25 protein-coding genes, 1 tRNA gene and 1 pseudogene are annotated in these 26,003 nt (G+C 68.4%); 12 read left to right on the plus strand and 15 right to left on the minus strand.

The window, feature by feature from the left end; translation table 11 throughout:
- Window positions 1–91: 91 nt before the first annotated feature.
- Together IPN02_06260 and IPN02_06265 are read left to right on the plus strand one after the other, a co-directional pair.
- A complete protein-coding gene (locus IPN02_06260) occupies window positions 92–316 on the plus strand; it encodes a type II toxin-antitoxin system prevent-host-death family antitoxin (protein ID MBK9296452.1) in 225 nt (74 codons plus the stop codon).
- A complete protein-coding gene (locus tag IPN02_06265) occupies window positions 313–705 on the plus strand; it encodes a type II toxin-antitoxin system VapC family toxin (protein MBK9296453.1) in 393 nt (130 codons plus the stop codon). Before IPN02_06260 ends, IPN02_06265 begins: the two co-directional genes overlap by 4 nt.
- 11 nt (window positions 706–716) lie before the next feature.
- On the opposite strand, the gene IPN02_06270 is transcribed toward IPN02_06265, so the two are convergent.
- Together IPN02_06270 and IPN02_06275 are read right to left on the minus strand one after the other, a co-directional pair.
- A complete protein-coding gene (locus tag IPN02_06270; GenBank protein ID MBK9296454.1) occupies window positions 717–1,925 on the minus strand; it encodes an acyl-CoA desaturase in 1,209 nt (402 codons plus the stop codon).
- 59 nt (window positions 1,926–1,984) lie between these two features.
- A complete protein-coding gene (locus tag IPN02_06275; GenBank protein MBK9296455.1) occupies window positions 1,985–3,073 on the minus strand; it encodes a ferredoxin reductase in 1,089 nt (362 codons plus the stop codon).
- 136 nt (window positions 3,074–3,209) lie between these two features.
- Here IPN02_06275 and fabR point away from each other — a divergent pair, with 136 nt between their 5' ends.
- The 3 genes from fabR (at window position 3,210) to lysS (ending at window position 6,695) form a co-directional block, all read left to right on the plus strand.
- The gene (fabR, locus tag IPN02_06280) at window positions 3,210–4,184 is read left to right on the plus strand and encodes an HTH-type transcriptional repressor FabR (protein MBK9296456.1); all 975 of its coding nucleotides are present in this window, start codon (window positions 3,210–3,212) and stop codon (window positions 4,182–4,184) included.
- A gap of 103 nt (window positions 4,185–4,287) precedes the next feature.
- A complete protein-coding gene (locus IPN02_06285) occupies window positions 4,288–5,118 on the plus strand; it encodes a type III pantothenate kinase (GenBank protein ID MBK9296457.1) in 831 nt (276 codons plus the stop codon).
- Entirely contained in the window at window positions 5,115–6,695 is a 1,581-nt protein-coding gene (gene lysS / locus IPN02_06290; GenBank protein MBK9296458.1) for a lysine--tRNA ligase, read from the plus strand. The genes IPN02_06285 and lysS overlap by 4 nt, the downstream gene beginning before the upstream one ends.
- A 245-nt stretch (window positions 6,696–6,940) precedes the next feature.
- On the opposite strand, the gene IPN02_06295 is transcribed toward lysS, so the two are convergent.
- Window positions 6,941–7,411, minus strand: a complete 471-nt coding sequence (locus IPN02_06295; GenBank protein MBK9296459.1) for a hypothetical protein — start codon at window positions 7,409–7,411, stop codon at window positions 6,941–6,943.
- A gap of 395 nt (window positions 7,412–7,806) precedes the next feature.
- On the opposite strand from IPN02_06295, the gene IPN02_06300 reads away from it, so the two are divergent.
- Window positions 7,807–8,670 (plus strand): sterol desaturase family protein, encoded by an 864-nt coding sequence (locus tag IPN02_06300; GenBank protein ID MBK9296460.1) that lies wholly within the window; start codon window positions 7,807–7,809, stop codon window positions 8,668–8,670.
- Window positions 8,671–8,689: 19 nt separating this feature from the next.
- Here IPN02_06300 and IPN02_06305 read toward each other — a convergent pair whose 3' ends face one another.
- Window positions 8,690–9,634: an NUDIX domain-containing protein gene (locus tag IPN02_06305; protein ID MBK9296461.1), complete on the minus strand. Its 945-nt coding sequence runs from the start codon at window positions 9,632–9,634 to the stop codon at window positions 8,690–8,692.
- A gap of 108 nt (window positions 9,635–9,742) precedes the next feature.
- On the opposite strand from IPN02_06305, the gene IPN02_06310 reads away from it, so the two are divergent.
- The gene (locus IPN02_06310) at window positions 9,743–10,108 is read left to right on the plus strand and encodes a VOC family protein (GenBank protein MBK9296462.1); all 366 of its coding nucleotides are present in this window, start codon (window positions 9,743–9,745) and stop codon (window positions 10,106–10,108) included.
- 12 nt (window positions 10,109–10,120) lie between these two features.
- Here IPN02_06310 and IPN02_06315 read toward each other — a convergent pair whose 3' ends face one another.
- The 9 genes from IPN02_06315 to IPN02_06355 form a co-directional block, all read right to left on the minus strand.
- Window positions 10,121–10,774, minus strand: a complete 654-nt coding sequence (locus tag IPN02_06315; GenBank protein ID MBK9296463.1) for a response regulator transcription factor — start codon at window positions 10,772–10,774, stop codon at window positions 10,121–10,123.
- 40 nt (window positions 10,775–10,814) lie between these two features.
- Window positions 10,815–11,084 carry a hypothetical protein gene (locus IPN02_06320; protein ID MBK9296464.1) on the minus strand — a complete coding sequence of 90 codons (270 nt, stop codon included), beginning with the start codon at window positions 11,082–11,084 and terminating at the stop codon, window positions 10,815–10,817.
- A 92-nt stretch (window positions 11,085–11,176) separates the two neighbouring features.
- Window positions 11,177–12,319 (minus strand): polysulfide reductase NrfD, encoded by a 1,143-nt coding sequence (gene nrfD, locus IPN02_06325; GenBank protein ID MBK9296465.1) that lies wholly within the window; start codon window positions 12,317–12,319, stop codon window positions 11,177–11,179.
- Window positions 12,316–13,152 carry a 4Fe-4S dicluster domain-containing protein gene (locus tag IPN02_06330; protein MBK9296466.1) on the minus strand — a complete coding sequence of 279 codons (837 nt, stop codon included), beginning with the start codon at window positions 13,150–13,152 and terminating at the stop codon, window positions 12,316–12,318. The genes nrfD and IPN02_06330 overlap by 4 nt, the downstream gene beginning before the upstream one ends.
- Before the next feature lie 44 nt (window positions 13,153–13,196).
- Window positions 13,197–15,803, minus strand: coding sequence for a molybdopterin-dependent oxidoreductase (locus IPN02_06335; GenBank protein ID MBK9296467.1), 2,607 nt, complete (start codon window positions 15,801–15,803; stop codon window positions 13,197–13,199).
- An 87-nt stretch (window positions 15,804–15,890) separates the two neighbouring features.
- Complete coding sequence (locus IPN02_06340; GenBank protein MBK9296468.1) at window positions 15,891–16,457, minus strand: dehydrogenase; 567 nt, start codon at window positions 16,455–16,457, stop codon at window positions 15,891–15,893.
- A 207-nt stretch (window positions 16,458–16,664) separates the two neighbouring features.
- Complete coding sequence (locus tag IPN02_06345) at window positions 16,665–17,555, minus strand: sterol desaturase family protein (GenBank protein ID MBK9296469.1); 891 nt, start codon at window positions 17,553–17,555, stop codon at window positions 16,665–16,667.
- 230 nt (window positions 17,556–17,785) lie between these two features.
- The gene (locus tag IPN02_06350) at window positions 17,786–18,442 is read right to left on the minus strand and encodes a DUF4203 domain-containing protein (GenBank protein MBK9296470.1); all 657 of its coding nucleotides are present in this window, start codon (window positions 18,440–18,442) and stop codon (window positions 17,786–17,788) included.
- Between the two features lie 49 nt (window positions 18,443–18,491).
- The gene (locus IPN02_06355) at window positions 18,492–18,959 is read right to left on the minus strand and encodes a universal stress protein (GenBank protein MBK9296471.1); all 468 of its coding nucleotides are present in this window, start codon (window positions 18,957–18,959) and stop codon (window positions 18,492–18,494) included.
- 308 nt (window positions 18,960–19,267) lie between these two features.
- On the opposite strand from IPN02_06355, the gene IPN02_06360 reads away from it, so the two are divergent.
- On the plus strand, window positions 19,268–20,194 hold the full coding sequence (locus IPN02_06360) for an ABC transporter ATP-binding protein (protein ID MBK9296472.1): 927 nt from the start codon (window positions 19,268–19,270) through the stop codon (window positions 20,192–20,194).
- Window positions 20,191–21,775 (plus strand): annotated as a pseudogene (locus tag IPN02_06365) (ABC transporter permease). Before IPN02_06360 ends, IPN02_06365 begins: the two are co-directional and overlap by 4 nt.
- Before the next feature lie 69 nt (window positions 21,776–21,844).
- Here the strand turns inward: IPN02_06365 and IPN02_06370 are convergent.
- Window positions 21,845–21,915 (minus strand) — tRNA-Gly (locus tag IPN02_06370).
- A 194-nt stretch (window positions 21,916–22,109) separates the two neighbouring features.
- Here IPN02_06370 and IPN02_06375 point away from each other — a divergent pair.
- Both IPN02_06375 and IPN02_06380 read left to right on the plus strand, forming a co-directional pair.
- Entirely contained in the window at window positions 22,110–23,702 is a 1,593-nt protein-coding gene (locus IPN02_06375) for a DNA-3-methyladenine glycosylase 2 family protein (protein ID MBK9296473.1), read from the plus strand.
- Window positions 23,703–23,751: 49 nt separating this feature from the next.
- Entirely contained in the window at window positions 23,752–24,336 is a 585-nt protein-coding gene (locus IPN02_06380; GenBank protein ID MBK9296474.1) for a methylated-DNA--[protein]-cysteine S-methyltransferase, read from the plus strand.
- A 300-nt stretch (window positions 24,337–24,636) separates the two neighbouring features.
- Here the strand turns inward: IPN02_06380 and bcp are convergent, their stop codons facing one another.
- Window positions 24,637–25,089, minus strand: coding sequence for a thioredoxin-dependent thiol peroxidase (gene bcp / locus IPN02_06385; protein ID MBK9296475.1), 453 nt, complete (start codon window positions 25,087–25,089; stop codon window positions 24,637–24,639).
- 247 nt (window positions 25,090–25,336) lie between these two features.
- Between bcp and IPN02_06390 the strand changes: the two genes are divergently transcribed.
- Window positions 25,337–25,975 (plus strand): type II toxin-antitoxin system PemK/MazF family toxin, encoded by a 639-nt coding sequence (locus IPN02_06390; protein MBK9296476.1) that lies wholly within the window; start codon window positions 25,337–25,339, stop codon window positions 25,973–25,975.
- Window positions 25,976–26,003 lie beyond the last annotated feature (28 nt).

The raw sequence follows: 26,003 nt of genomic DNA on the forward strand, positions 1-26,003 counted from the left end.
AGCAGCAGGCAGGCTGGCAAACAGGTGCATCATGGAGAACACCGTACGACTTGGCTTCAAACCTCGATGTGATCAACTAGACTTGGTCACTATGGTCATCCAAATGAATGTTGCCGAGGCGAAGGCCAAGCTGTCCGAGTTGTTGGATGCGGCTGCTGCTGGAAATGATGTGGTCATCGCCCGGTCCGGACGTCGGGTCGCCCGGCTGGTGCCAATCGACGAACCACCACCGCGTCGGCTCGGGTTTCTGCCGCTCGACGTCCCCGATGCGCTGTTTGAACCTCTGTCCGACGAGGAACTGGCCGGCTGGGAATGACCAAGGTGCTACTCGATACCCACGCGCTGGTGTGGGCGGTGAGTGCACCCTCCCGCCTCGGCGCTGAGGCGAGGGCCTTGATCGAGGAGCCGTCGACCGACATTTGGGTATCGGCGGCCACAGCTTGGGAGCTGGCAATCAAGACCCGACTCGGCAAGTTTCCCGAGGCGGAGCCCATCGTCGCCCAGTACCGCTCGGCGGTCGAGACGCTTGGCGCGGTCAACCTTTCCGTGGCGCCGGAACACGCGCTGCGGGCCGGAGGTTTGCGTTGGGATCACCGCGATCCGTTCGACCGCATGCTGGCAGCCCAGGCAATGCTCGAACACGCGATCCTGCTCAGTCGAGACTCAACATTCGTGGCGCTGGTCGGGCTCGACGTCCGCTGGTAGCGGCGTACAGGTCAGCGGCTGAAGATCTTGCGGTACCAGGCCTTGGGGCCGAAACTCTCGGGCAGGGCCAAGGCGCCGATCTTGCGGACGACCGTGCCGAACTGTTGGACCAGGCCGCCGCTGTTGTACTCCAGTCCAAACTCCTCGCACAGTTCCTGCACCCGGGGCGCCATCTCGGCGTAGCGACGGGCGGGGATGTCTGGGAACGCGTGATGCTCGATCTGGTGGCTGAGGTTGCCGGTCATCAGATGGAACAACTGGTTGCCGTCGATGTTTGCCGACCCGAGGATCTGCCGGGCATACCAGTCGCCCCGGGTTTCGCCCTCGATGATGTCCTCGGGAAACTGCTCGACCCCGTCGGGGAAGTGTCCGCAGAAGATGATCACGAACGTCCACAGGTTGCGCATCAGGTTGGCGGTGAGGTTGGCGCCGGCCACCGGCAGGAACCCGGGGCCGGTGAGCGCCGGGAACAGCACGTAGTCCTTCAGCGCCTGCTTACCCGACTTCCGGCCGATCTCTGCGAGGAGCGGCTTCACGTCATCAAACGAGCGTCGGCCCCGCTGGATTTCCTCGATGTGGATCTCGTGGAGGGCGATGCCGTGATCGAAGTTGATCGCCATCAGCGTGGCGAGCACAGGGTTGAGCAGGAACACCGGCTTCCACGGGTGATCCTCGGACATGCGCAACGTGCCGTAGCCGACATCGCGATCGCGGCCGATGACGTTGGTCCAGGTGTGATGCTCCTCGTTGTGGGAGTGCTTCCAATGCTCGGACACCGACGGGTGATCCCACTCCCACACCCGGGAGTTGATCTCATCGTCACGCATCCAGTCGTACTGGCCGTGCATGATGTTGTGGCCAATCTCCATGTTGTCGAGGATCTTGGCCAGGCCCAGCGACACGGCGCCCGCCACCCACAGCGGCGGCAGGAACCAGCCGAACAGCGCCAAACGGCCACCGACCTCCAGCTTGCGTTGGGCGGCGATCACCCGGCGGATGTAGTTGGCATCGACGGCGCCCAGGTCGGCACGGATCTGCTCGCGCAGTTCGTCCATGGCGGCGCCGAAGGCTTCGGACTGCTCCAGCGTGAGGCCGCCGGCCCGGGGGGTGGGCTTGGTGTCGGGTTCGTCGGTGCTGCGCTCGATGGCCGTATTGTCGGCATCGGTGCGCCGAGCCGGGATGGTTTGGGTGGAGAGGGGGCGGGAGATGGTTGCGGTCATGTGGTTCCGATCGTGAGGTGCGGTGGAGGGGGTCTGGCGTGGGGGTGGAGCCGGTGGGGTTACAGGGCGATCTCGACGTCGCCGGCGGCGACTGAGACACATACCTGCACGTGGGTGCCGGGGTCGGAGGTGAGCTCACCGGTGCGCACGTCGCGCACGCATCCGGACTCGAGGGGCACGACGCAGGTGTGGCAGATGCCCATGCGGCAGCCGGAGGCGGGGGAGAGGCCGGCGGCCTCGGCGCCGTCGAGCAGGGTGGTCGAGCCGTCGAGCACGGTGTCGCCGCCGGAGCTGGTGAAGCTCACCCGGCCGCCTTCGCCACCGGCGGCAGCGGGGCGCGCCTTGGGAACGAAGCGTTCGATGTTGAGGCGGTCGGCGACGCCGGCCGAGCCGAACGCAGTCTCGACGTCGTCCAGCATCGGCGCGGGGCCACAGGCCCATGCGGTGCGGCTGCGCCAGTCCGGGCACTCCCGGTCGAGGCGTTCGACGGTGAGGGCCAGCTCGGGCGGCGGCGCACCAGCGCCGGTGTGGGCGACGTTCACGGTGAGGCCCGGGGTGCGCTTGTCCAGCTCGGCCAGTTCGGCGGCGAAGATGGTCTCCGAGGCGTCGGGTGCGTGGTGCAACAGCACGACGTCGTGGCACTCCTCCGCGCCGACCAGCGTGCGGATCATCCCCATGGCGGGGGTGATGCCCGAGCCGCCGGTGATGAACAGCATGGGGTTGGTGCGGTCGGCGGGCAGGTGAAAGTCGCCGGAGGGCTGCTCCAGAGTGAGGTAGTCGCCCGGCTCGGTGCCGTAGACGAGGTGGTTGGACACCAGCCCCTCGGGCATCGCCGACACCGTGATCGAGATGAGGCCTTCCGAACGCTCCGGGTTGGAGGTGAGCGAATAGCAGCGCCGGTGGCGCACGCCGTCGATCTCGACGCCGACCGTCACCCACTGGCCGGCCTCGTAGCCTCCGAAGCCGCGGCCGGGATAGATGGTGATCGTGGCGCTGCGGTGGGTCTCGGGGGTGACCGACACCACCCGGCCCTTCAACGAGGTGGATGACCACAGCGGGTCGAGCAGCCCCAGGTAGGCATCAACCGGCAGCGGGCTCGACAGGGCGTCGGCAACCCGGCGGAGGACGGGGCGGGTTTGAGTGAACATGTGTGCACTGTAACGGTGTTTGAGGTTTCAGTCAACAGGTGTTCACTGAAAAGTTGCTCAGCTCCGATCGGCGCCTGCGTTGGGCCGCGACCGCTACCGTTCACGTCGTGACCCTTCCCAACCCTTCACCCGCACGATGAGCTCCCGGCGGGGCGGGTCGGCGGCCGCCGGCGAGGTCGACGGTGCCGATTCTGCCGACGGTCAGCCTTCGGGTGATGCGGATCCGGCGAAGACGCCCGATCGGAAGGCGTCGGCGCCCGCCAAGCGTGCGGGGTCCGGTGCCCCTGCCAAGCGGCGCTCGCCGGCAAAGGCGCCGAGCGGCACCCGGGCACCCAGCCGATCGGCCAAGGCAGCATCTACCGCCAAGCGGCCGTCCAAGCCTCGCTCGGGCGAGGCGGCCACCGGCAGCCGAAGCGAGCAGAAGGAGCGCACCCGCCGCTCGCTCCTGGACGCCGCCCTGGAGCGCCTGGCCGGTGATCAGTCGTTCACCGACATCAGCATTCGTGAGATCACCGGCGACGCCGGAGTTGTGCCCGCCACCTTCTACCGCCACTTCGCCGACATGGGCGAGGTGGGGCTGGTGCTCGTCGACGAGAGCTTCTCCGAGCTGCGCCAAGTGATGCGGGCCATCCGCGCCCAACCGGTGTCGACCGCCGAGCTGGTCGAGAACTCGGTGGTCACCTTCCTCGGATACGCACGCGAACACCCCAAACACTTCCGCTTCATCGCCAAGGAGCGCTTCGGCGGCTCCAGCGCTCTGCGCATGGCGTTGGGGCGCGAGATCCAGCTGTGGATCAGCGAGCTGGCCACCGATCTGGCCCGCTTCCACCAGGCTCGCGACCTGACCACCGACGAACTCATGGCGGTGGCCTCGCTGGTGATCGGGGCGGTGTGGTCGGGCACCGAGCGGGTGGTCGACGTGCCGATCGGCCCGTCCGGCGACATCCAGTACGAGATGATCCGGACCGAGGTCGAGCTACAGGTCAACGTGATCCTGGCGGGCGCCATCTTTTATCCGGCCTACCGCGAGGGGTCGTTCTCGATGTCGGCGGCGCGCATGGTGGCCAACGTGCGCAGGGAACTGGAGAAATCCAAGAAGAAGTCCAAGTGAGCACAGCCCTAGTGAGCACAGCCCTAGTGAGCACAGGCCTAGTGCGGCCGCTGGGAGCGAGCGCTGCGCAGGTGCGACCTGCGGCCCGAACCGGAGCGTCGCCGTGCTGTTGACCATCGACGTCGGTAACACCCAGACGATGGTCGGCCTGTACCGGGAGGCCGTGCCCGTCGGTGGGGACGGCTCGCCCGGCTTGCCCAGCAGCGGCGCAGACGACAGCGACCTGGTCGACCATTGGCGTATCTCCACCGAGGCGGATCGCACCAGCGACGAGCTGGCGATGGTGCTGCGACAACTGCTCGAGTCGGCCGAGGATCACCTGGACGCCGACGTCGAACTGCATGGCATCGCCATCAGCTCTGGGGTGCCCTTTGTAACCGCCGAGCTGCGCCAGATGTGCGAGCACCGCTTTGGCATCGAGCCGGTGGTGGTCGGACCCGGCGTGAAGACCGGCCTGCCGATCCGCTACGACAACCCGACCGAGGTGGGTGCCGACCGGGTGGCCAACGCCGTCGGTGCGCTCGACCGCTACGGCGGGCCGACCGTGGTGGTCGACTTCGGCACCGCCACCACCTTCGACGTGATCTCGGCCGACGGCGCTTACCTGGGCGGGGCGATCATCCCCGGCGTCGAGATCAGCCTGAACGCCCTGTTCGGCCGAGCGGCAGGGCTGCGACGGGTCGAGCTGGTGCCGCCCCGATCGGTGGTGGGGCGCACCACGGTCGAGTCGATCCAGTCCGGCGTTTTGTACGGCACCGCCGCCATGGTCGACGGCATGACGCAAAGAATTGTCCAGGAGCTGGGCGGAACGGCCACCATCGTTGCCACCGGCGGGCTGGCCGACGTCATCGCCCCGCACGCCAACACCCTCGACCACCTCGACCCGTGGATCACACTCCACGGGCTGCGCCTCATCTGGGAGAAGAACCAGTGACCGACCCAAACTCCGACCCTCCAACGCCCGACTCGCCCACGGCCGAGGCAGCTGGGTCCGACCCAGCTGCCACCGAGGCGTCTGTCACCGAGGCGACCGAGAACGCCGAGGCGAGCGGGCGGCTGGCTCAGCCGTACTCCTTCGAGGGGGTCACCCCGTCCGAGGACGTTCGGGCCCGCTGGGGCGACTTGGAGCCCGGCACCGAAACCGGCGAGACGATCACCGTGGCCGGCCGGCTGATGCTGCGCCGCATCCAGGGAAAGCTGGGCTTCGGCACGCTGGCCGACGGCACGGGTCGCGTCCAGCTGTTTGCCCCCAAGGCGTCGACGCCGGACTTCGATGCGTTCGCCGGCCTGTCGCTGGGCGACTGGATCGGCGTGACCGGCGAGGTGATGACCACCCGCCGCGGCGAGCTGTCGGTGAAGGTGGACGACTGGGTGCGCCTGGCCGAGGCCCGCCGCCCCTTTCCCGACAAGTGGCACGGCCTAGCTGACACCGACACCCGCTACCGGCAGCGCTACGTCGACCTGTGGACCACCGAGGAGGCCCGTGATGCGCTGGTGTTGCGCAGCCGGGCGGTGTCGCTGATCCGCCGCTTCTTCGAGGATCGCAACTACCTCGAGGTCGAGACCCCCATGCTGCACAGCCAGCCCGGCGGCGCGCTGGCCACCCCGTTCGAGACCCACCACGAGGCGCTCGACCTGCCGCTGTACCTGCGCATCGCCCCCGAGCTGTACCTGAAGCGGCTGGTCGTCGGCGGCATGGAGCGGGTGTTCGAGATCGGCCGGGTGTTCCGCAACGAGGGCATCTCCACCCGTCACAACCCCGAGTTCACCATGCTGGAGAGCTACGAGGCCTACGGCGACTCCGACACCTACATGGAGCTGACCGAGCAGCTGGTCGCCCACCTGGCCGCCGAACTGCTGGGCACGACGACGGTGCAGAGCGGTGAGCACGAGCTCAACCTGGCCCCACCGTGGCGCCGGGCGCCGATGGACGAGCTGACGTCGGAGGCGGTCGGCGAGACGATCGGCGTCGACACACCGATCGAACGCCTGCGCCAGCTGTGCGACACCCACGACGTCCACTACGACGACGGCGATGGGCCGGGCAAGCTGTTGTTGGAGCTGTACGAGAAACTGATCGAGCACACGCTGATCCAGCCGACGTTTGTCACCGACTACCCGGTGGAGGTGTCGCCGCTCAGCCGGGCGCACCGCGACCGACCGGGCTACGTCGAGCGCTTCGAGTGCATCGTCGCCGGGCGGGAGCTGTGCAACGGCTTCGCTGAGCTGACCGACCCGGACGAGCAGCTGGCCCGTTTCACCGAGCAGGCCGAGGCCCGAGCTGCGGGTGACCCCGAGGCGATGACGGTGGACGAGGACTACGTGCGGGCGCTCCAGTACGGGTTGCCGCCCACGGTGGGGCTCGGCATCGGCATCGATCGGCTGATCATGCTGCTGACCAACTCGTTGTCGATCCGCGACGTGGTGCTGTTTCCGACCCTGCGTCCGGAACCCTCGATCGACCTCACCATCCGCCGCGACACCCCCGAGGCGCCGGCACCCCCCGAGTAGCGCCCATCCGGCGCGACACCCTCACAGCTCACCCCACCGCGAGCCCACGCCCCACCCCCCACGCCCACCTTCCGGAAGTCGGGAGTGGAAACGACCGCCAGACGGTCGAGCCCACTCCCCAGTTCGGGGTGGGTCTGGTACTCGGGAGCTGAAATGACCGCCTGACGGTCGTTTCAGCTCCCCAGTATGGGGTGGTGCCCAAGTTTTGGGCTTGCGGATGGCTGTTAAGGGCGGCTGGTGGGCGGCTATCCGTCGAAGAGGGAGTAGTTCACCTCGGATACTTCGCAGCTGATGTCGCCCTCCGCCGTTTCGAAGGTGGTCACCTCCCAGTTGGCGGTCTGGTCGGCGTCGATTGAGTCGGTGAACGTCGTGTCCTCGGAGATGAGGTTGCCGTCGGCGTCGGTGAACCGCACCGACACCTCGAACGCCTGGGACTCGCCCGAGGTGTTCTTAAGCGTGCCATTGGCCGTCGGGCCGGCGAATTCATCATTGCTGCATTCGGGCCCCGTCAGCTCGTAGTCCGAGGGGTCGGCCTTGCCGGTCTGGGTTTCAATCTCGTCGACCGCCCGGTTGAGGCCAAACACCAGACAACCGCCGCCGATCAACCCCAGGATGGCGAGCACCGCAAGAACGATGAGGCCGATCTTGATGCATCCCGAGTTGTTCTTGGCGGGAGGCTGTTGCGGTGGGTAGCCACCGGGTGGCGGTTGCTGCATCGGGTACCCGGGCTGGGGCGGTTGCTGCGGGTAGCCACCGGGTGGAGGTTGTTGCCCCGGATAGCCGGGCTGAGGCGGTTGCTGCGGGTAGCCACCGGGTGGCGGTTGTTGCCCCGGATACTCGGGCGGAGGTGGCTGCTGCGGGCCGGGAGCAGGCGGCTCCTGTCCTGGACCGGGGGGTGAGCCCTCCTGCTGGGGTTCGTCACTTGCTGGGTTTGGCGGTTCGTTGGTCATCGTTTGGGGCCTCCCGTTGGAGCAATGAAGTGAGATTCAATCTAGTTCGTACGTGATCAGCGGGCTGACTCCTCGGTTTCGGCTGGCCGGTGGGTGACCCCAGGCGGGTTTGGGGGATTGCCCCGATGGTCTGGGGGCTGTCGTGACCGCACGATGGGGTCATGCCAGCGATTCCCGCCTTAACCCTCGCTCTCGACCCGGCCACCGGCAACCTGTTGCCGGTCAACGCCAACGCCGTGCTGTTCGGGTCGGTGCTCACGCTGGTGGTCATCGAGCTGGTGGTCAGCATCCGGGCCGGCCGGTGGAATCGGCGGGACAGCGCCACGTCGGTCGGCGTGGGGATCGGCTACCTGGCGGTCAAGGTGGCCGCCGCAGGGTCGGCCGCCGTCGCCGGCTACATCTGGCTGTACCGTCACGTCGGCATCTTCGACTGGTCGTGGCGTAGCCCGCTCACCTGGCTGGCGTACTGGATCATCGGCGACTTCGCCTACTACTGGATTCACCGGGCCGAGCATCGGGTGTCGGTGCTGTGGGCCTCACATCAGGTGCACCATTCGGCCGAGTCGCTGACGTTTGTGACCGCCGTGCGCATGCCCTGGACCGAGGTGTTCTACAAGCCGTTTACCGGGTTGTGGGCCCCGCTGCTGGGGTTTCCGCCGATCATGTACCCGGTGATGGGTGCCTTCAGCCTGATGGTGGGCCAGCTTCAACACACCGAGATGATCACCCGGCTGGGCTGGTTCGATCGCTGGTTCACCACCCCGTCCAACCACCGGGTCCACCACGCCTCCAACCCGCAGTACCTGGACAAGAACTTCGGTGGGCACACCATGATCTGGGACCGGCTGTTCGGCACCTACGAGCCCGAGGTGGAGGTGCCCAGCTACGGCCTGACCACGCCGCTCGAGGATCAGCGGGTGCGCCGCGTGGCGCTGGGGGGATTCCCGCAGCTGATCCGTGCGCTGCGCAGCGCCGGGTCGCTGCGCCGAGCAGGCCGCCTGGCCCTGGCCCCGCCGACGCAGTGAGGTGCCGGTGTCCGGTCGGCTACCCCTCGGCCGAGCGGAGCAGCTCCCCGGCCAGCACCCCGCGGGTCAGCATGGTCAGCGGGAGGTCGGCGGCCTCGTCGAAGGGCCACCAAGCGACCTCGGCGCTGCTTCCGTCGGTCTCCATGATCTCGGGTGCGCCTCGAGCGGTGCCCCGATAGATCACCCCCACGTTGTGTTTGATCTGCATTGTGCCCCAGGACTCGTACACCCGTGAGTCAACGTCGTGGATCGTGACGTTGGTGAGCGCCAGACCGGTCTCCTCGTAGCACTCTCGGTGCAGCGCCTCCAGCGGGGACTCACCCGGTTCGACGCCGCCACCGGGCAGGTTCCAACAGCCGGCTTCGGGGTCGTCGATCGCCAGCTTGACCAACAGGATGCGGGGGACGTCGGCGTCATGGTTGGTGGCGATGGCGTAGGCGCCGAGGCGCCGCCGTGAGCTGCGAGGCCGGTGGGGGATGCCAAGGCCCGGGCCAGGCTGATCGTCGGCGGGTTGCTGGGAGCGAGCGCCGGCTCGAACCAGGTCGACCGCCGCCTCGGCGTTCCATGCCAGCTCGGGCAGAGCGTCCATCGGGTGCCAAGCAACCAGATCGCTGGTGCCGTCGTTCTCGACCAGCACGGGCGTGCCGTCCGCAACGCGGGCGGCGAAGATCATCCCGATGGCCATGCCTTCGGGAAAGCTGCCTTTAGCGGCGACGCGCCGGGCGTAGGACGTCAGCAGCGGCCCGGGGACGCTGTCGAGCGACGTCTCCTCGGCAACCTCCCGCACGACGGTGTCGCGCGGGTGTTCGCCCCACTCGATGCCGCCACCGGGAAGCGCCCACTGGCCCGGGAACCGCGCATCGGGCCCGCAGCGGGTGAGCAGGATCTCCAGTGAGCCCTCATGGTCACGGGTGGCGAGCGCGTAGCCGCCCACCCGCACGGCGAGCCGGTTCGATCCGCTCATCGTCGACGGCTTGGTTGGAAGTCGGGGGTGGTCGGTCGCATCGAATCCTCACGTGGTGTTCACCGCACAGTGCGTGCGATGTTCTGGGCCGTCGGCCATCATCTCACGATGGGCATCGTCGGTATCGATCACGTGCAGCTCGCCATGCCCGCCGGCGGGGAGGACAAGGCCGTCGCCTTCTACTCCGGGGTGCTCGGCATCTCGCAGGTGGCCAAACCGATGCACCTGGCCAAGCGGGGCGGATGCTGGTTTGAGGATGGACCGCTCAAGGTTCACCTCGGGGTCGAGGCCGACTTTCGCCCGGCCCGCAAGGCCCACCCGGCGCTGCTTGTCGACGGGCTGGGGGCGCTCGTGGAGCGGCTGCACGGCGCCGGGGTCGACGTTGTCGTCGACGAGCCGCTGGAGGGCTACGACCGGGTGTACGCGAACGATCCGTTCGGCAACCGCTTGGAGCTGCTCGAGCCGCTGGGTTGAGCCTCGGCCGGCTCAGTCCAGACCGTGCTCGACCGCATAGCGGATCAGCTCCTGGCGCCGGTTGAGGTGCAGCTTGGACAGGATGTTGCGCACGTGGTTCTCGACGGTCTTGTCGGCGATGAACAGCTCGGCGCCGATCTCCTTATAGGTGTGGCCACGGGCGACGTAGGTGAGTACCTCGCGCTCGCGGTCCGACAGCGCCGAGTGGCTCTCGGTGCCTTTGGCCAGACGGCGGAACTCGCCCAGCACCAAGGCGGCCAAGGCCGGGCTAAACACCGGTTCGCCCTGGGCGGCGCGCCACAGGCCGTCGCGCAGCTCGTCGGGCGGGGTGGACTTCACCAGGTAGCCGGCGGCGCCGGCGGCGACTGCGTCGAGCAGGTCGCGTTCCTGCTCCGAAACGGTGAGCATCACCACCTTGGTGTCCTCGCCGCACTCACGAGCCACCTTGATGCCGCCGCCCTTGGGCATGTGCAGGTCGCACACCACCAGGTCGGGCTGGGTCTCGCCGATGACGGCGATCGCCTCGTCGGCGTCGCCGGCCTCGCCGACCACCCAGAAGTTGGCCCCAAGGTCAGCTCGCACGCCTGAGCGCCAGATCGGGTGGTCGTCGCACAGCACCACTTTCACCTGACTGCGGTTGGCGGACGGCGTGGAGGCATCGGTCATCGGTCCAACGGTATCCGGCTTCCAGCGACCCGGTGACCGATCAGTCAGGCGTCAGGTCAGACAGCTTGTCGTCGGGATTCTTGTCGCAGTAGGTCTCGAGCGAAGGTAGGCGCAGGTTAAGGTCGGAAGCTGTCGGATTGTCAGCCGACGGATCGCCTCGCTCGTAGATCTCCTCCACCGCCTTCTGCTTCTCCTCGGCCGTGTAGTTGGCAAAGTCGGCGCAGGTGTCGCTACCGATTGAGAAAGAAAAGCTGCATCCGGCTGTTGAACCGATGAGCACTCCTGCGGCGATGAGTGGGCGCGCATTCATGCTTGATCCCTTCCGGTTGGCCTGTAGCGAGAGTAGCGGGCAGCGGCCTTTGAGCGGGCCAAACCGGGCCTGAACCGAGGTAGTGAGCGGCCTCAGACGGGTTGGGTTGAGGATGCTCCAGCGTCGGTCACCGCCAGGCGGGTGGCGAGCGACCCAGCCAGGCCAAGTGTTCCAGCAAGGGGACGCAGGGCACGCACCTTGATTGAGGCCACCGAAGCGGCCAGCGCACAGGCGGTGAGCGCCTCGGCCGCCTTCATGCGCCGACCCGCTCGGCCGGCCTCGTAGGCATCGGCCACCTCGGGGTGGTCGGCCAGATCCCGGGTCATCGCCTTGACCACGACTAGGTCGGCGGCACGGGCCCCGATGGCGAACGTGCGCACCGCCCGCTCCTCGGCAGGCGACATCGGGATCAACTCCAGCGCGCCCGCTCCGGCCGAGGCGGCGGAGGCGACGAACAGCCTGGGCAGCCATCTTCGGGCGTGCCACCAGGCCGGCTGGGCGGTGGCACCCAGCAGTACGCCGGTGTAGCCGGCCATCGGCAGGCCGAGAAGCCCGGCGGCGATCCCGGCGGTGTCGCCGAGGAATCGAAGCTGACGACTGCGGGAGCGTCCTAGCACGGCGGCGCCCGCCGACGCGGTGCCAAACCCGGCGAGCACCCACGAGCCGACGTTCATCGGCGAGCTGGGACGAAACACCCGCAGCATGTGCCAGAACCGTTCTGGGCGGCCAAGGTCGGCGACCAGCAGCACCGACCCGACCGCAGTGCCGCCCAGCGCGATCACCCGTCCGGACTGCACCATCCGACGGTCGGTGCCACCCAGCTTGGCCAGCTGCGCCCCGGCCGACAGGGCGGCGGCCGCGCCGGCCATGCCCCCGATGGCGAAGTAGGCGGGCACCTCCCAGGTCCAGCGCGACGCTTTGACCACCCGCTTGCTGGCCTCCTCGGCCACCGTGGTCTGTGACGGGTCGCCGAGGTGACCCCGGTCGCCAACCCGGTCGCCGGCGTCCAGGTCGGCGCCCTCGCCGGACAGCTCGGCCCGCCGGGTATCGACGTTGCGGCCGTCGCTGACGAACTCACCCGCAGCAAGGGCCTGCCAGCTGCCGGGTGCGTGTTTCATCACGATGTCGGGCGGCGTCGCGGCGCCACCCGTCCCGGCAACACTCGAACGCGTCCCCGTGCCCGGCGAGTTGGTCGACTTGTTCCGACCTGAACTGTCGCTCCCGTCCTCACTCATCGGGTCCGCCCCCCGGACAGCATCGCCACGGCGACGCCGGCGGCCATCGCACCGAGGGCCCCGGCCATCGACTTCCAGCTCTCGTTGACCGTGTTCTGGGGCGCCACCGGGTTGGTGGGCAGCGAGTACACGTCCGGCGAATCCAACAGCAGGTAGAAGGCGTGCAACCCCCGGGTGCCGGGCAGGTTGTCGTCGTCAGCGCCGTACAGCTGGGCCTCTGTCACCCCGCGATCGTGCAGCTCGGCGAGGCGGACGTCGGCCCGCTGGCGCAGCTCGTCCAACTCGCCGAACGCGATCGCCTCGGTGGGGCACGCCTGGGCGCAGGCGGGCGTCTCGTCGTCTTTCAGCCGGTCGTAACACATGGTGCACTTCCAGGCCCGCCCATCGGTGGGGTGCCGGTCGATCACCCCAAACGGGCAGGCGACCACGCACGTGCCGCAGCCGTTGCAGATATCGCTCTGCACGTACACCGTGTCGTACTCGGTGCGCACCAGAGCGCCGGTCGGGCAGTTGTCCAGGCAGCCGGCGTCCTCGCAGTGCTTGCACGAGTCGGCGATGAACAGCCACGAGAACGGATCCCCCAGGTTGGTCTCCTGGCCCGACACCGGCTCGTCCCGCTCGATGAACCCGACGTGCCGCCACGTCGTCGCCCCCAGCTCGATCGTGTTGTCGAAGCTCTTGGCTGTGAGGCTGAAGCCGTCGTCTGGCAGCTGGTTCCACTGCTTGCACGCCACCTCGCACGCCTTGCAGCCGATGCACACCGACGTGTCGGTGAAGAAGCCCACCCGGCGCGCCTCGCCGGTGACCGGATCGTTGGCGGTGGTCGTGCGCAGCGTCGGCGTCGGCGAGCGCTCGCTGGTGTTGGCCGGGGCGGAGCTCATCGGCGATCCTCCGAGGGTTGGTTGGGGGCAGAGGGGCCGGGTGTGGAGGCGCCGGGTGCGCCGCCCAGCTTGTCGGCGGCCATGGTGACGCCGTGCGGCCCGGCGGGCCGGGTGACGCTGGGCAGGTCCCGAGCCGGGGCCTCGCCGTCGGGTTCGGGTTGCAACGGTCCGTCGGTGCCGGCGCGAAGGTTGCGAGCCACCCGACCGGGAACAAGGTCGATCGTGATCGCTTTGCACTCCTCGATCGTCACGTTGGGCTCGCCGCAGATCTTCTGCAGCTCGTTGGGGGACGCCCCACCGATCTGCCCGGTTCGGCCCCACTGATAGGGCAGGCCAACCGTGTGCACGGTGCGGTCCGCCACCTGCAACGGCACCAGGCGTCGTGTGACCAGCACCCGCATCTCCACCTCGGCCCGCAGCGACTTCATCGTCACCCACCCGCCGTGCTCGATGCCGCGCAGCTCGGCCAACTGGGGCGAGATCTCACAGAACAGCTCGGGCTGAAGCTCGCCCAGCCACGACAGGTTGCGGTTGGCCATCGTGCCCGACCCGAACGTCTCGGTCAGCCGGTAGGTGGTCAGCACGAACGGAAAGCGGGGGTCGTCGTAGGCCCAGTGGTACGGGTTGTCCGGGCGGTCCCATTGGGTGCGCTCCGGTGTGTGTTGCTGGCGGTACAGGCGGTTGGGGGCCACGCCTTCGAGCGGCTCGTAGTGGGTGGGCAGCGGCCCGTCGCGCAGCCCCTCGGCCACCCACAGTGCTCCGAGCCCGTCGGTCTGCATGATGAACGGCTGGTCGCCGGCGATCAGGTCGGTGCCGGTGGCGTCGGGACCGGGTCGATACGACGGCGCCCGGTCGATGGGAAAGTCCGGCGTGTCGTGGCCCACCCATGCCCCGGCCCCCTTGGGCCCGGCCGTCTCGTCCCACCAGATGAAGGCTTTTTCTTCCGACCAGGGGCGGCCCTCGGGGTCGGCCGAGGCCCGGTTGTACAGGTTGCGGCGGTTGGCCGGCCAGGCCCAGCCCCAGTCGAGGGCGGCGCCCCGCTCACCCGGCGTGCCGTCGCGGTTGCGGGCGTGGTTGTCGCCGCCTGCCGTGACCCCGACATGGGTCCACGCGCCGGCCGCCGTCGTGCCGTCGTCGCGCAGCTCGCCAAATGAGGCGAGCGGCCCGTGCGGTCCGAAACCGCCGATCTCGGCGAGCACCTCGTCGGCCGCCGGCTCGTCGATCGGCCCCTCGGTGGTGTAGTCCCAGGTGCCGTCGAGAATCGGGGCGTCCTTGGGATCGTCGCTGCCGGCGTAGATCTTCTTCAGCCGGGCCATCAGGTGATGGACGAACCACAGCTCGCTGCGGGCGTCCCCAGGGGGCTGCACCGCCTGGTCCTTCCATTGCAGGATGCGCTGAGTGTTGGTGAAGGACCCTTCCTTCTCCACGTGAGCGGCCGCCGGGAACAGGAACACCTCGGTGTCGATATCGGCGGGATCGATCTTGCCCGAGTCGTACTCCTCGCCGCGCTTCCAGAACTCGGCGGTTTCGATCATCGTCAGGTCGCGCACCACCATCCAGCGCAGCTTGCGGAAGCCCGACCGCTGCAGTGAACCGTGCACCGACGACACGCCGACGTTCTCGCCGGCGACCATCATCCCCTCGACCGCGCCGTCAGCCATGGCCGCCTGGGTCACCATGTAGCTGTGGTCGCCGGTCAGCCGGGGCAGGCGGTCGAAGCCGAAGTCGTTGTCGGCGGTGGCGGCATCGCCAAACCAGGCTTTGAGCAGCGAGACCATGTAGGCGGGCGTGTTGGCCCACCAGCCGGACGCCTTGGTCACCCGCTCGAGGTAGGTGGCCAGGTCGGTGTCGTCGGCGTTGGGCTTGGGCAGGTAGCCGGGCAACAGGTCGTAGAGCACGGGCAGGTCGGTGGCCCCCTGCACGTTGGCGTGGCCCCGCAAGGCCAGGATGCCCCCGCCCGGCCGGCCGATGTTGCCCAGCAGCAGTTGGAGCACCCCGAGCGAGCGGATGTTCTGCACGCCCTTGGTGTGCATGGTCAGCCCGACGGCGTAACAGATCATGCCGGTGCGGTCCCGGCCCGACGCGGAGGTGAACGTCCCGGCCGCCCGGGCGAACGCCTCCGGTGAGATGCCGCAGATGTCGGACACCATCTGGGGCGTGTAGCGGGCGTAGTGGCGCCGGAGCAGCGACATGACGCAGCGGGGGTGAGTGAGCGTCGGGTCGGAGGCGATCGCCCCGGACTCATCCCGTTCGAACTGCCAGGTGGCGGTGTCGTACCGGCCCTCGTCGCTCATCCAGCCGCTGAACAGCCCGTCGAGTTCGTCGGGCAACTCGATGCCCTCGGCGACGATGTGGTCAGCGTTGGTGTACGCATCGACAAACTCGGCGAAGTACCGCTCACCGGTGAGGACGTAGTTGATCAGCCCGCCGATGAAGGCGATGTCGGTGCCGGGCCGGATCGGCACGAACTGATCCGCCGAGGCCGATGTGCGGCTGAAGCGCGGATCGACGTGGATGATCTTGGTGCCGGCGGTGCGGGCCTCCATCGCCCACTGGAAGCCCACCGGATGCGCCTCGGCGAAGTTGGAGCCGATGATCAACACCGCATCGGCGTTGGGCAGATCCTGGAGGTAGGTGGTGCAACCACCCCGGCCAAACGTGGTCCCCAGACCGGGGACGGTGGCCGAGTGTCATATGCGGGCCTGGTTCTCCACCTGCAACACGCCGAGCTGGGCCCAGAACTTGGCCAGCAGGTAGCACTCCTCGTTGTCGAGGGTGGAGCCGCCCATGAAGGCGATGCCCTGGCTGCGGCGCAGCGGCCGCCCGTCGGCGTCGGACTCCTCCCAGGTGCGGTCGCGGGTCTCGGCGATCAGCGCAGCCACCCGGTCCATGGCATCGTCGAGCGCGATCGGCTCCCACTCGGTGGCGCCCGGTCGCCGGTGCAGCACGGTGTCGAGGCGGTGGGTGCCGGTCACCAGCTGAAAGGTGGCCGACCCTTTGGGGCACAACCGTCCCCGGTTGATCGGGCTGTCCGGGTTGCCCTCGATGTTGGTGATGCGGCCCTCGCGCACGTACACCCGTTGGCTGCACCCGACTGCGCAGTACGGACACACCGACGTGGTCACCTGGTCGGCATCGGCGGTTCGGGACGACAGCTCGCGGGTGCGGGTGCTGAACGCTCCCTCGCCGAGCGGGTCGCCGCCTCCGCCGGTCAGCTGATCGAGCACTGGCAGCGCATCGGTGAGCCTGCCCCACAGCGCCTTCGCCCGGGCAGATTTGCTGCTCTCGTCGTGACGGTGAGCCGGCCCGTCGAGGGGGCCGGCGGGTCCCGGCCCGTGGCGTTCGGACTCGGCGTCGGTTAAAGCCACAGCGCGTTCCCCTCCTTCGCTCGGTCACCCGATCCCTACCCGGGTGACGCAGCCCTCAACTTAGAGCGTTCGCCGCCGTCGGAAGTGGCCGTCCGATCACGCAGCGGTGGTGACGGCCTCGGGCATGCGGCGCTCGTCGGGCCGACCCGGCGTCCAGCCGGGGCGACCGAAGACGTGGCCGAGCTTGTTACGGAGCCCCTTGGCCGAGCGCACGTCGCGGGCGATGTCGGCGAACTCGTGGTAGGCGATCCGCACCGGGTTGAAGGTGTCGATGTTTTTGGTCAGCCCGTACTTGACCCGTCGCACCTCGGGCTCGAACGTACCGAACAGCTTGTCCCACACGATGAAGATGCCGGCATAGTTCTTGTCGAGGTACTGAGGGTTGGCCCCGTGGTGTACCCGGTGGTGGGACGCAGTGTTCATCACCGCCTCGACCGGTGCTGGCAGCCGGTCGATCGCTTCGGTGTGCACCCAGTACTGGTACAGGAGGTTGTAGAGCCCTGCCTGGGAGGTCATCGCCGGGGTGAAGCCCAGCAGCGGCATGGGCAGAAAGATCCAATGGGTGAGGATGCCAGACCACGGCTGGCGCAGCGCCGTCGACAGGTTGTAGCGCTCGGAGCTGTGGTGGCTGACGTGGTTGGCCCACAACAGCCGCACCTCGTGCATCCAACGGTGATCCCAGTAGTACAGGAAGTCCCAGGTGAGCATCGCAGCGGCGAAGCCGTACCTGGTCGAACCCAGGTTGGCGATGCGGTGGCGATAGGCCCACCGGTCGATGCGATGGGTGATGCCGAAGGTCGCCGCATTGGCCACCAGGTTGCCCGCCAGCATCCCCAGGCTGGCTGCGGTGTCCCGTCGCTCGTAGCCGACGGGAACGAGCGGATCGGCCGGCAGCTCTGGGTCGGACAGCTCCTCGCAGGACGCATCGTTCAAGTCCCCGAAGGTGCGCTTGGGTCGATCCTTCAACACGATGGCCTCGGCGGCCATCGACAGGACGAAGGCGGGCAGGATGATCGCCGCCTGCTTGGGGTCGATGGCAGCCGGGGTTCCGCCGGCGGGCGGATGGATCGGCGAGGTGGCCGCTCCATCCCGTTCGGTTGAGGACGGCGCCGTCGCCCGCCGATGTCGCAGTCGTCGCATGACCCCAGCCTTGCACGGGCCATCGGGTCGTGCCGCTCGGGCCGCGGCACTGTCGCGCAGCGTCACCGGACCGGGGCTCAGCTTGGTCGCAGGTACTTGCCGCCGTCGCTGTCCCACTGCTCGCGCAGGGTGCCTCGGACGCCGTCCAGGGCCTGGAACTGGGTGAAGACGCCGATGAGCAGGATCACGACGTAGAGCACCCACCACAGCGGGGAGTCGTCGATTGCGCCGACCACGCCCAGCTGCGCAACGTCGGTGGTGTCGATCGAGCCGACCAGCAACATGATGCCGCCGACGACGGCGGCCGATCCGGCGGCGGCTGTCAGCAGGGTCAACAGCAGCATGGGGAGTTCACCGACGATCGCCAGCAGGCCGAGCGCCATGGCAGCGACCACGCCGGCGAGCACGATCACCCACCCCCACGTGACGTTGAGCGCCACCATGAGGCTGGAACCCAGCATGAAGCCGATGCCGCCCATCGCCAAGATGACCGACACCTCGTAATACAGGTAGGCGAGGAAGGCGAACACAACCGCCAGCGCGATGCCGACGATCCACGCAGCAGCGGTGGACAAGAAGTTGGCGTCGGTGGCGGCACCGACGGCCCCCGCCCCCAGCATGAAGCCGATGAGGGATCCCCAGATCGGGATGACCACCCGCATGGTGAGGTAGCCGCGCAGCGCAAAGAGGGCGCCGATGGCGATGGCCAGGATGCCGAGTATGACGTCGTTCATGTCCCCATGATGCCCGAAACACGCAGGCTCGATGCGGACGGCGCTCGCGTTAGTCGTCCTCCTCGACGGCGTCGTGGCCGCTGACCAGCACGGGGCAGTGGGCGTGGCGGATGATGTGGTCGGAGACCGACCCGAGGAATGCCCGGCGCAGCCCACCGTGGCCTCGCGACCCGATGACGATGACGGTGGCGTCGATCTCTTCCGCATACGCGCACACGGTCGGCCCGGGCGAGCCGATCAGCACCTGATGTTCGACCGACTCGAGTCCCAGGGCCTGCTGGGCGGTGGCCAGCATCTCTTCGGCGTCGGCCTTGGCGGCAGCGTTCTGCGCATCGAAGGCCTCCGCCGACATGGTGGAGCCGGTGAACCCGCCGCCGGTCACCAGGGTGGGGTCGGGTTCGGCGATGACCGCCACCAGTTTCAGCGCAGCGTCGGGACGCAGCACCTCAAGGCCAGCGACGGCCGCTTGCAACGCCAGTTCGGAACCATCGAGACAGATCAACGCAGGTGAACTCATGCCGTGAAACTATCGCCGTCAACCTCCTGCCGGGGCGCACTGCGAGGAACGGGCCGGGCGGGGGCTGAGTCGAGCGACTCGTCGGTGCCGGGAGATGGCGGGACGGGAGACGTTCCGCGGCGGCCCGTCCTGATCCGCTGCGTCCTGTGTAAGAAATGCGCAACATCGTGCGGTTCTCAGCTGGGCCGATCCTCGTGAGCCGGTATGGCGGGACGAGGCTGTCTAGCCTGACCAGGCGACATGTCCGGCCAATTCGGTTCGACCAGCCCGGTTGATGAGTGGTCCGTGTCCACCGCGAAGAGGGCCCCATGACATCTCCGATCGAAGTTCGAGGCCTGAAGAAGTACTTCGGACGAACCGTGGCGCTCGATGGGCTCGACCTCGAGGTCCGCGGCGGGGAGGTGCACGGCTTCCTGGGCCCGAACGGATCTGGGAAGTCGACCACCATCCGGGTACTTCTCGGCATGTTGAGGGCCGACGGCGGCTCGGTGTCGGTGCTCGGTGGGAATCCGTGGCGAGACGGCGCCGAGCTGCACCGTCGTCTCGCCTACGTCCCGGGCGATGTCACGTTGTGGCCCGAGCTGACCGGCGGTCAGGTCATCGACCTCCTCGGCCGGCTGCGGGGTGGGCTTGATCACCGACGTCGAGATGACCTGCTCGAACGGTTCGAGCTCGACCCGACCAAGAAGGGCCGCGCCTACTCCAAAGGCAACCGGCAGAAGGTGGCGCTCATCGCCGCGCTCGCCTCCGACGTCGAGCTGTTGCTGCTCGACGAGCCAACGGCCGGGCTCGACCCGTTGATGGAAGAGCAGTTCCGCGCGCTCATCCAGGCCGAGCGCACGGACGGCCGCACCGTGTTGTTGTCGAGCCACATCCTGTCGGAGGCCGAGGCGCTGTGCGATCGGGTCTCGATCATCCGCCAGGGCGTCACCGTGGAGACCGGGACCCTGGCGGATCTACGGCATCTGACCCGGGTGGCGGTGAAGTCCGATGTCGCACGACGACCTGACCTCAGCGGGTTGCCCGGCGTTCACGATCTCGTGCTGAACCACCTCGACGGCGCGGGGTTCCGAGTCGGATGCCAGGTGGACAACCCTGCGCTCGGGGCAGTCCTCGAACGACTCACCGCCGCGGGGGTCACGGCCCTCAGCAGCCAGCCCCCGACCCTCGAGGACCTCTTTCTGCGTCACTATGCGACCACGGCCGCTCAGCCGGCCGACTCGCCCGCACCATGAGGCTTGCACCGCGTGGGACGGAAGGGACGTGCAGCCTCCTCCGGCTCGCCCTCCGACGCGACCGGATCCTCGTTCCGGCGTGGACCTCGGTGCTCGCGCTTGCCGCCGTGGCATCCGCACAGGCCGTGAATGGTCTGTACTCGACGCTCGACTCGAGGGTCGAGGCAGCCGACGCGGTCAACGCGTCGGCTGCACTCGTCGCCATGTTCGGACGGATCTATGACCCGACGTCGCTCGGCGCCATCGCGATGGTGAAGATGACAGCGTTCGGCGGAGCCGGGGTCGCGATGATCGCCGGGATGATCACGGTGCGTCACAGCCGCACCGAAGAGGAGACCGGCCGCCTCGAGCTGCTCGGTGGCGCGGTCGTCGGTCGCCGCGCTTGGCATCGCCGCCATCACGTCCGTGCTCATCGGGGCGGTGACCGCGCTCGGACTGGTGGCCTCGGGTCTTCCCGCCAGTGGTTCACTCGCCTTTGGCGCGGCCTGGGCGGGCGCCGGTCTGGCCTTCGCCGGGGTGGGTGCCGTCGCCGCCCAATTGGCCCGAACGTCGCGGGGCGCGACGGGGCTTACCGTGGGCGTGCTGGGACTTGCTTACGTGATGCGGGGCATCGGCGACACCAGCGCTCAGCTGTCGTGGCTCAGCTGGCTGTCTCCGCTCGGCTGGGTCCACTCGGTCCGGGCCTTCGCAGGGAACCGTTGGCCGGTGCTGGCGCTACTCGTCGGGTTCGCTGGAGTCATGGCGCTGGTCGCCTACGCCATCGCGGCGCGGCGCGATTTCGGAGCCGGCGTGCTCGCAGATCGGCCGGGACCGGCGCGTGCCCAGGGCTGGCTCGGCAGTACCGTTGGGCTCGCGTGGCGTCTGGAGCGGGGAGCTCTGATCGCCTGGGTCATCGCCTTCGCGATTCTCGGCCTCGTGGTGGGCGGGGTAGCCGGTGACGTCGGCTCCTTCCTCAACACGTCCAGCGGCCAGGACGTTCTGCGACGTCTTGGGGGCGAGAAAAGCCTCGTCGACGCGTACCTCGCCGCCGAACTGGGCATCCTCGGCGTCGTCATCGCAGCGTACGGTGTCCACGCCGCCCTGCGCCTCCGGACCGAGGAGGATTCCCGACGTGCCGAGGAGGTCCTCGCCACCGGGGTCACCCGCGTCCAGTGGGTCGGCAGCTTCATCCTCGTGGCCGCCGCAGGCACGGTCTGTCTGGCCCTCGCCGTTGGACTCAGCTCGGGAGCCGCCCGAGCCGTCCAGACGGGCCAGGTCTCGGACCTCTTTGACCTCCTGGCGGGCGCGCTGGTCCAACTCCCGGCCGTGTGGCTCGTCATCGCCGTGGTAGCGGCCGCCTACGGCATCGGATCTCGTGCTGCCCTCATCGGGTGGGGTGCACTGGTTGCGTTTCTGTTGCTCGGCGAGATCGGGCCCCTCCTCGAGCTGCCGGAGTGGATCATCGAACTCTCCCCGTTCGCCCACGTCCCAAAACTTCCCGGAACGACACTCACCGTTGCCCCGCTCGTGGTTCTTCTGGGGCTCGCTGCGGCCCTTCTGCTGGTCGGTCTCGCCGGGTTCCGCCGGCGAGACCTCGCCTGAGCAACCGGCGAACCCGGTGGTCACCCGGTAACGAGCGAAACCCCTGCTGGAGCAGGGGTTTCGCTGCAGAGCGGGTGACGAGAATCGAACTCGCATTCTCAGCTTGGGAAGCTGATGTTCTACCATTGAACTACACCCGCGACGGCCCCTGGATCATAGTGGACCCGCTCTTTCGCACCGAGTGCAGCCTATTGGCGAAGTGATCGAGGCTCGCCGTCGAGATGTCCGATTTCCGCCAGACACGGTCCGAATCCTCTGGGAGAATGGGGCCATGTCCTCCCCGAAGCCGCCCAAGTCGCCGGTCGCACCCGCCGACCAATGGTCGGTCGCCTCGCTGCTCGCCGACCCGGAGCGCTGCTATCGGGCGGTGATCAGCCGTGACCGGCGATTCGACGGCCGCATTGTCTTGGCAGTCTCCTCCACCGGGATCTACTGCCGGCCCAGCTGCCCGACGGGGATCCGCCCCAAGCGCGCCAATGCCCGGTTCTATGCCACCGCAGCGGCGGCTCAGGGCGCAGGGTTTCGGGCCTGCAAACGCTGCCGTCCAGACGCTGCCCCCGGATCACCGGAGTGGGCGATGGGCGACGATCTGGTCAACCGGGCCATGCGGGCAATTTCCGCCGGCGAGATCGATCGCCTGGGCGTGGACGGGCTCGCCGACGGGCTGTCGGTCAGCCCGAGGCACCTCACCCGGATGCTGCACGCGCGGGTGGGGGCGACCCCGTTGTCGCTGGCACGGGCGCGCCGGGCCCATGCGGCCAGGCAACTGCTGGAACACTCCAACCTGTCGATGACCGAGGTGGCCTTTGCCGCGGGGTTTGGCAGCGTCCGGCAGTTCAACGACACCGTCCGAGAGGTGTACGACCGAACGCCGTCAAACCTGCGCCAGGCCCGGATGGCCAAGGGCGTCGCAAGCGGAGCGTTGTCGCCGGGGAAGCGCCGCCGATCGCTGGCGAAGGTCGGCGACCTCCCACATCGCAGCGACGGGCCAGCCGTGCACGCCTCCGCCCCGGTACCGACCACGCTGCGCCTGGCGATCCGTCCTCCGTTCGATGCCGCCGAAGTGATTCGGTTTCTGACCTCCCGCGCGCTGCCCGGCGTGGAACACGGCGACGGCTCGACCTTTACCAGGCTGTTGAGCCTGTCCGGCGGCCCGGCGACCATCACGCTGCGCCCGGAGTTCGACGATCGCCGAGGCGGCGAGTCGGCTTCGGTCGATGATGGGATGAACGTGGAGCTGCGGGTCACCGACCTGACCGATCTCTCCGCCGCGGTAAGCGTGGCCGAGCGGCTCTGCGATGCCACCTGCGATCCGGCGGGGGTGGTCGAACTACTCGGGGCCGACCCTCACCTGGGGCCGTCAGTGCACGCCCATCCGGGACGTCGCATGCCGGCCTGTGCCGACGGGTTTGAAGCGTTGGTTCGGGCAGTGCTCGGCCAACAGGTGACCCTGGGCAGGGGGTTGAGGTTGGCCGGGCAGTTGGTCTCGGCCGTCGCCCGGCCCGCCCCCGACTGGGCGCCGTCAGGCCTGACCCATCTTCCCCTTTCCGCAGCCGACGTCGCCGCCGCCGACCTGTCGATGCTGGGTATGCCGGGCGCCCGTCGGCGTGCGCTGACCGCCGCCGCCGAAGCGGTCGCCTCCGGCGTGGTCAGCTTCGATGCCCACGCCAGCCGGCAAGCGGTGAGGCAAGCGCTGCTGGCCGTGCCCGGAATCGGCCCGTGGACCGTCGACTACGTCGCACTTCGCGGGCTGGCCGACCCGGATGCCTTCCCGATCGGCGACGTGGCGCTTCAGCGCGGGGCGGCCAACCTGGGTATCGACCGGGCACCATTGGCCCTGCTCACCCGGGCCGAAGCATGGCGACCCTGGCGAGCGATAGCGACGGCGCATCTGTGGGCCAACGCGGGAAACGGGGTGCAACCGTGAGCGTGATGCCCACCATTCCTTCCACCTCCGGCACGAGGAGCCAACGATGATGAATCCGACGACCGACAGCGACCGCAATGATCGGGGCACCCACCCGACGGTCAGCCGGGTGATCGACACCCCGATCGGCCCGCTCACCCTGGTAGCCGACGACGTCGGGTTGCGCGCGGTGACCTGGCCCGACGAGGACGGGGCCCGAGTGGGGCTGAGCGGGCAACTCGGCGCCTCCGATTCGTCTGCGCCATCGCCGACGACGGTCCACTCCAGCGCAGCGATCGCCACCCTCGAGGCGAGCGAGGCCCAGCTGCGGGAGTACTTCGCCGGTGAGCGACAGGACTTCGACCTGCCGATGCACCTGGTCGGTACCGACTTTCAACAGGAGGCCTGGCGGGGTCTGGCCGACATCCCCTACGGGCAGACGATCAGCTACGGCGAACAGGCCGAGCGTCTGGGTCGGCCCAAGGCCGTGCGGGCGGTGGGCGCGGCCAACGGCCGCAATCCGCTGTCGATCGTGTTGCCCTGCCACCGGGTGGTGGGCGCCAGCGGCGACCTCACCGGATTTGCCGCAGGCCTCGAAACCAAGCGCTGGCTGCTCGCTCACGAGTCGGATCAGGCGCCCCTGCCGTTCGCCTGATCGTTGGTCGCTCGACTACAGCGCTGATCATCGGCCGTGCGGTGACGAACTTGGGTGGCATTTGGGACTACAGGTGACCCAAAGTCCACCCAAGTCGGAGGTGGGTATGTGGGCGTTGGAGGAGGGTTCGTCGAGCGGCTGGACGGTTGTCCGGGCGGGCTACGCCTCGACAAAGCCAGCAGCTTGGTGGCAGTTCAGGCCTTGCGCAGCCAGCGATTTGGTGGCGGGTCAGGCCTTGAGCGCGACCGGCAGGTTGGCGGCGGCTCAGCCCTTGAGCGCGGCCGGCAGGTTGGCGGCGGCTCAGCCCTTGAGCGCGGCCAGCAGCTTGGTCGGCGTGTCCTTGGGGCTGATCTTGGGCCATGCCTGCTCGATCACGCCGTCGGCATCGATGAGGTACGCCGAGCGGATGATGCCGTCGTACACCTTGCCGTACAGCTTCTTCTCGCCCCATGCACCGAAGGCCTTGGCCACTGTGTGATCAGGGTCGGAGAGCAACGGAAACCCCAGCGAGTGCTTGGTGTCCCAGTTGTGTTGCTTCTTCGGTGTGTCGGGGCTGATGCCCAGGATGGTGACGTCGCCGATCTCGCCGGCGATGTCACGCAGGCCGCAGGCCTGGGTAGTGCAGCCGGGAGTGTTGGCCTTGGGGTAGAAGAAGACCAGTGTGCGATGGCCCCGCAGGTCGGCCAGGGCAACCGTGTCGCCGTGCTGGTCGATCAGTGAGAAATCGGGAGCAGGATCGCCGATGGTCGCCATGGGTGCCGAATCTAGCCAGCCGCTCGTCGCAAAGGCGCGGTCACAACGTCAGTGGGTGGGGCACGTTGCGAAATCTGTCGCTATCGCGCGCTCTACGACGCGGAAGCGGCAGACTTCGGTCTGAGCCGTGGATCGACGGCGAAAATCGGGGAGGGGAGATGGCTGTTCTGGAACCCTGGGCTGAAAGCATGGAGCCATGAGCAGGCTCAAGCGGTTCACCAAGCTGGCCACCGAGTTCGTGGAGTTCATGGCCAAGCCGTCCGCCAAGTCGGCGGCCGGGCCGGGTCGAGCCACTCGGCGTTCGAAGAAGCCGTCCGCCTCCAGTCCAGTCGGCACGGCCGAGACCCGCACGTCATCCGGCACGACCAAGGCTGCTCAGCCATCCGGTCGGATCAACGCCGATACGCGCAACCCGGCCAAGCCCAGCGCCGTCGCGGCCCCGTCCAGCACCAAGGCCACGGGACCAGCAGCGACCCCTGCCACGAGGCCGAAGGACACGTCGGGGCCGCTCGAGGTGAGCTATGCGCCGGAGGCGGACGGCGAGCCCGACCCGGGCGAAGTTGTGTGGACCTACGTCAGCTACGAGGACGACCCCAGCCAGGGCAAGGACCGGCCGGTGGCAGTCATCGGCTGGGACGGGCCGGTGCTGGGTGTGGTGCAGCTGACCAGCAAGGACCACCGCCGCAACGACTGCGTGCCGATCGGCACCGGCGACTGGGACCGCGAGCATCGACCCAGCTTTGCCAAGATCGACCGCATCCTCCGGGTGAAGCCAGCCGACGTCCGCCGAGAGGGCGCCGTGTTGGCCGAGGATCGTTTCAACAACCTCATCAAGGCACTTCGGGCGATGCACGGCTGGCCGTTGGACACCAATGACGACGCTTGACGGTTCCGCCAGGCGGTGAGCGGTAGCG

Source organism: Candidatus Microthrix subdominans (assembly GCA_016719385.1).
Classification (GTDB): Bacteria; Actinomycetota; Acidimicrobiia; order Acidimicrobiales; family Microtrichaceae; genus Microthrix; species Microthrix subdominans.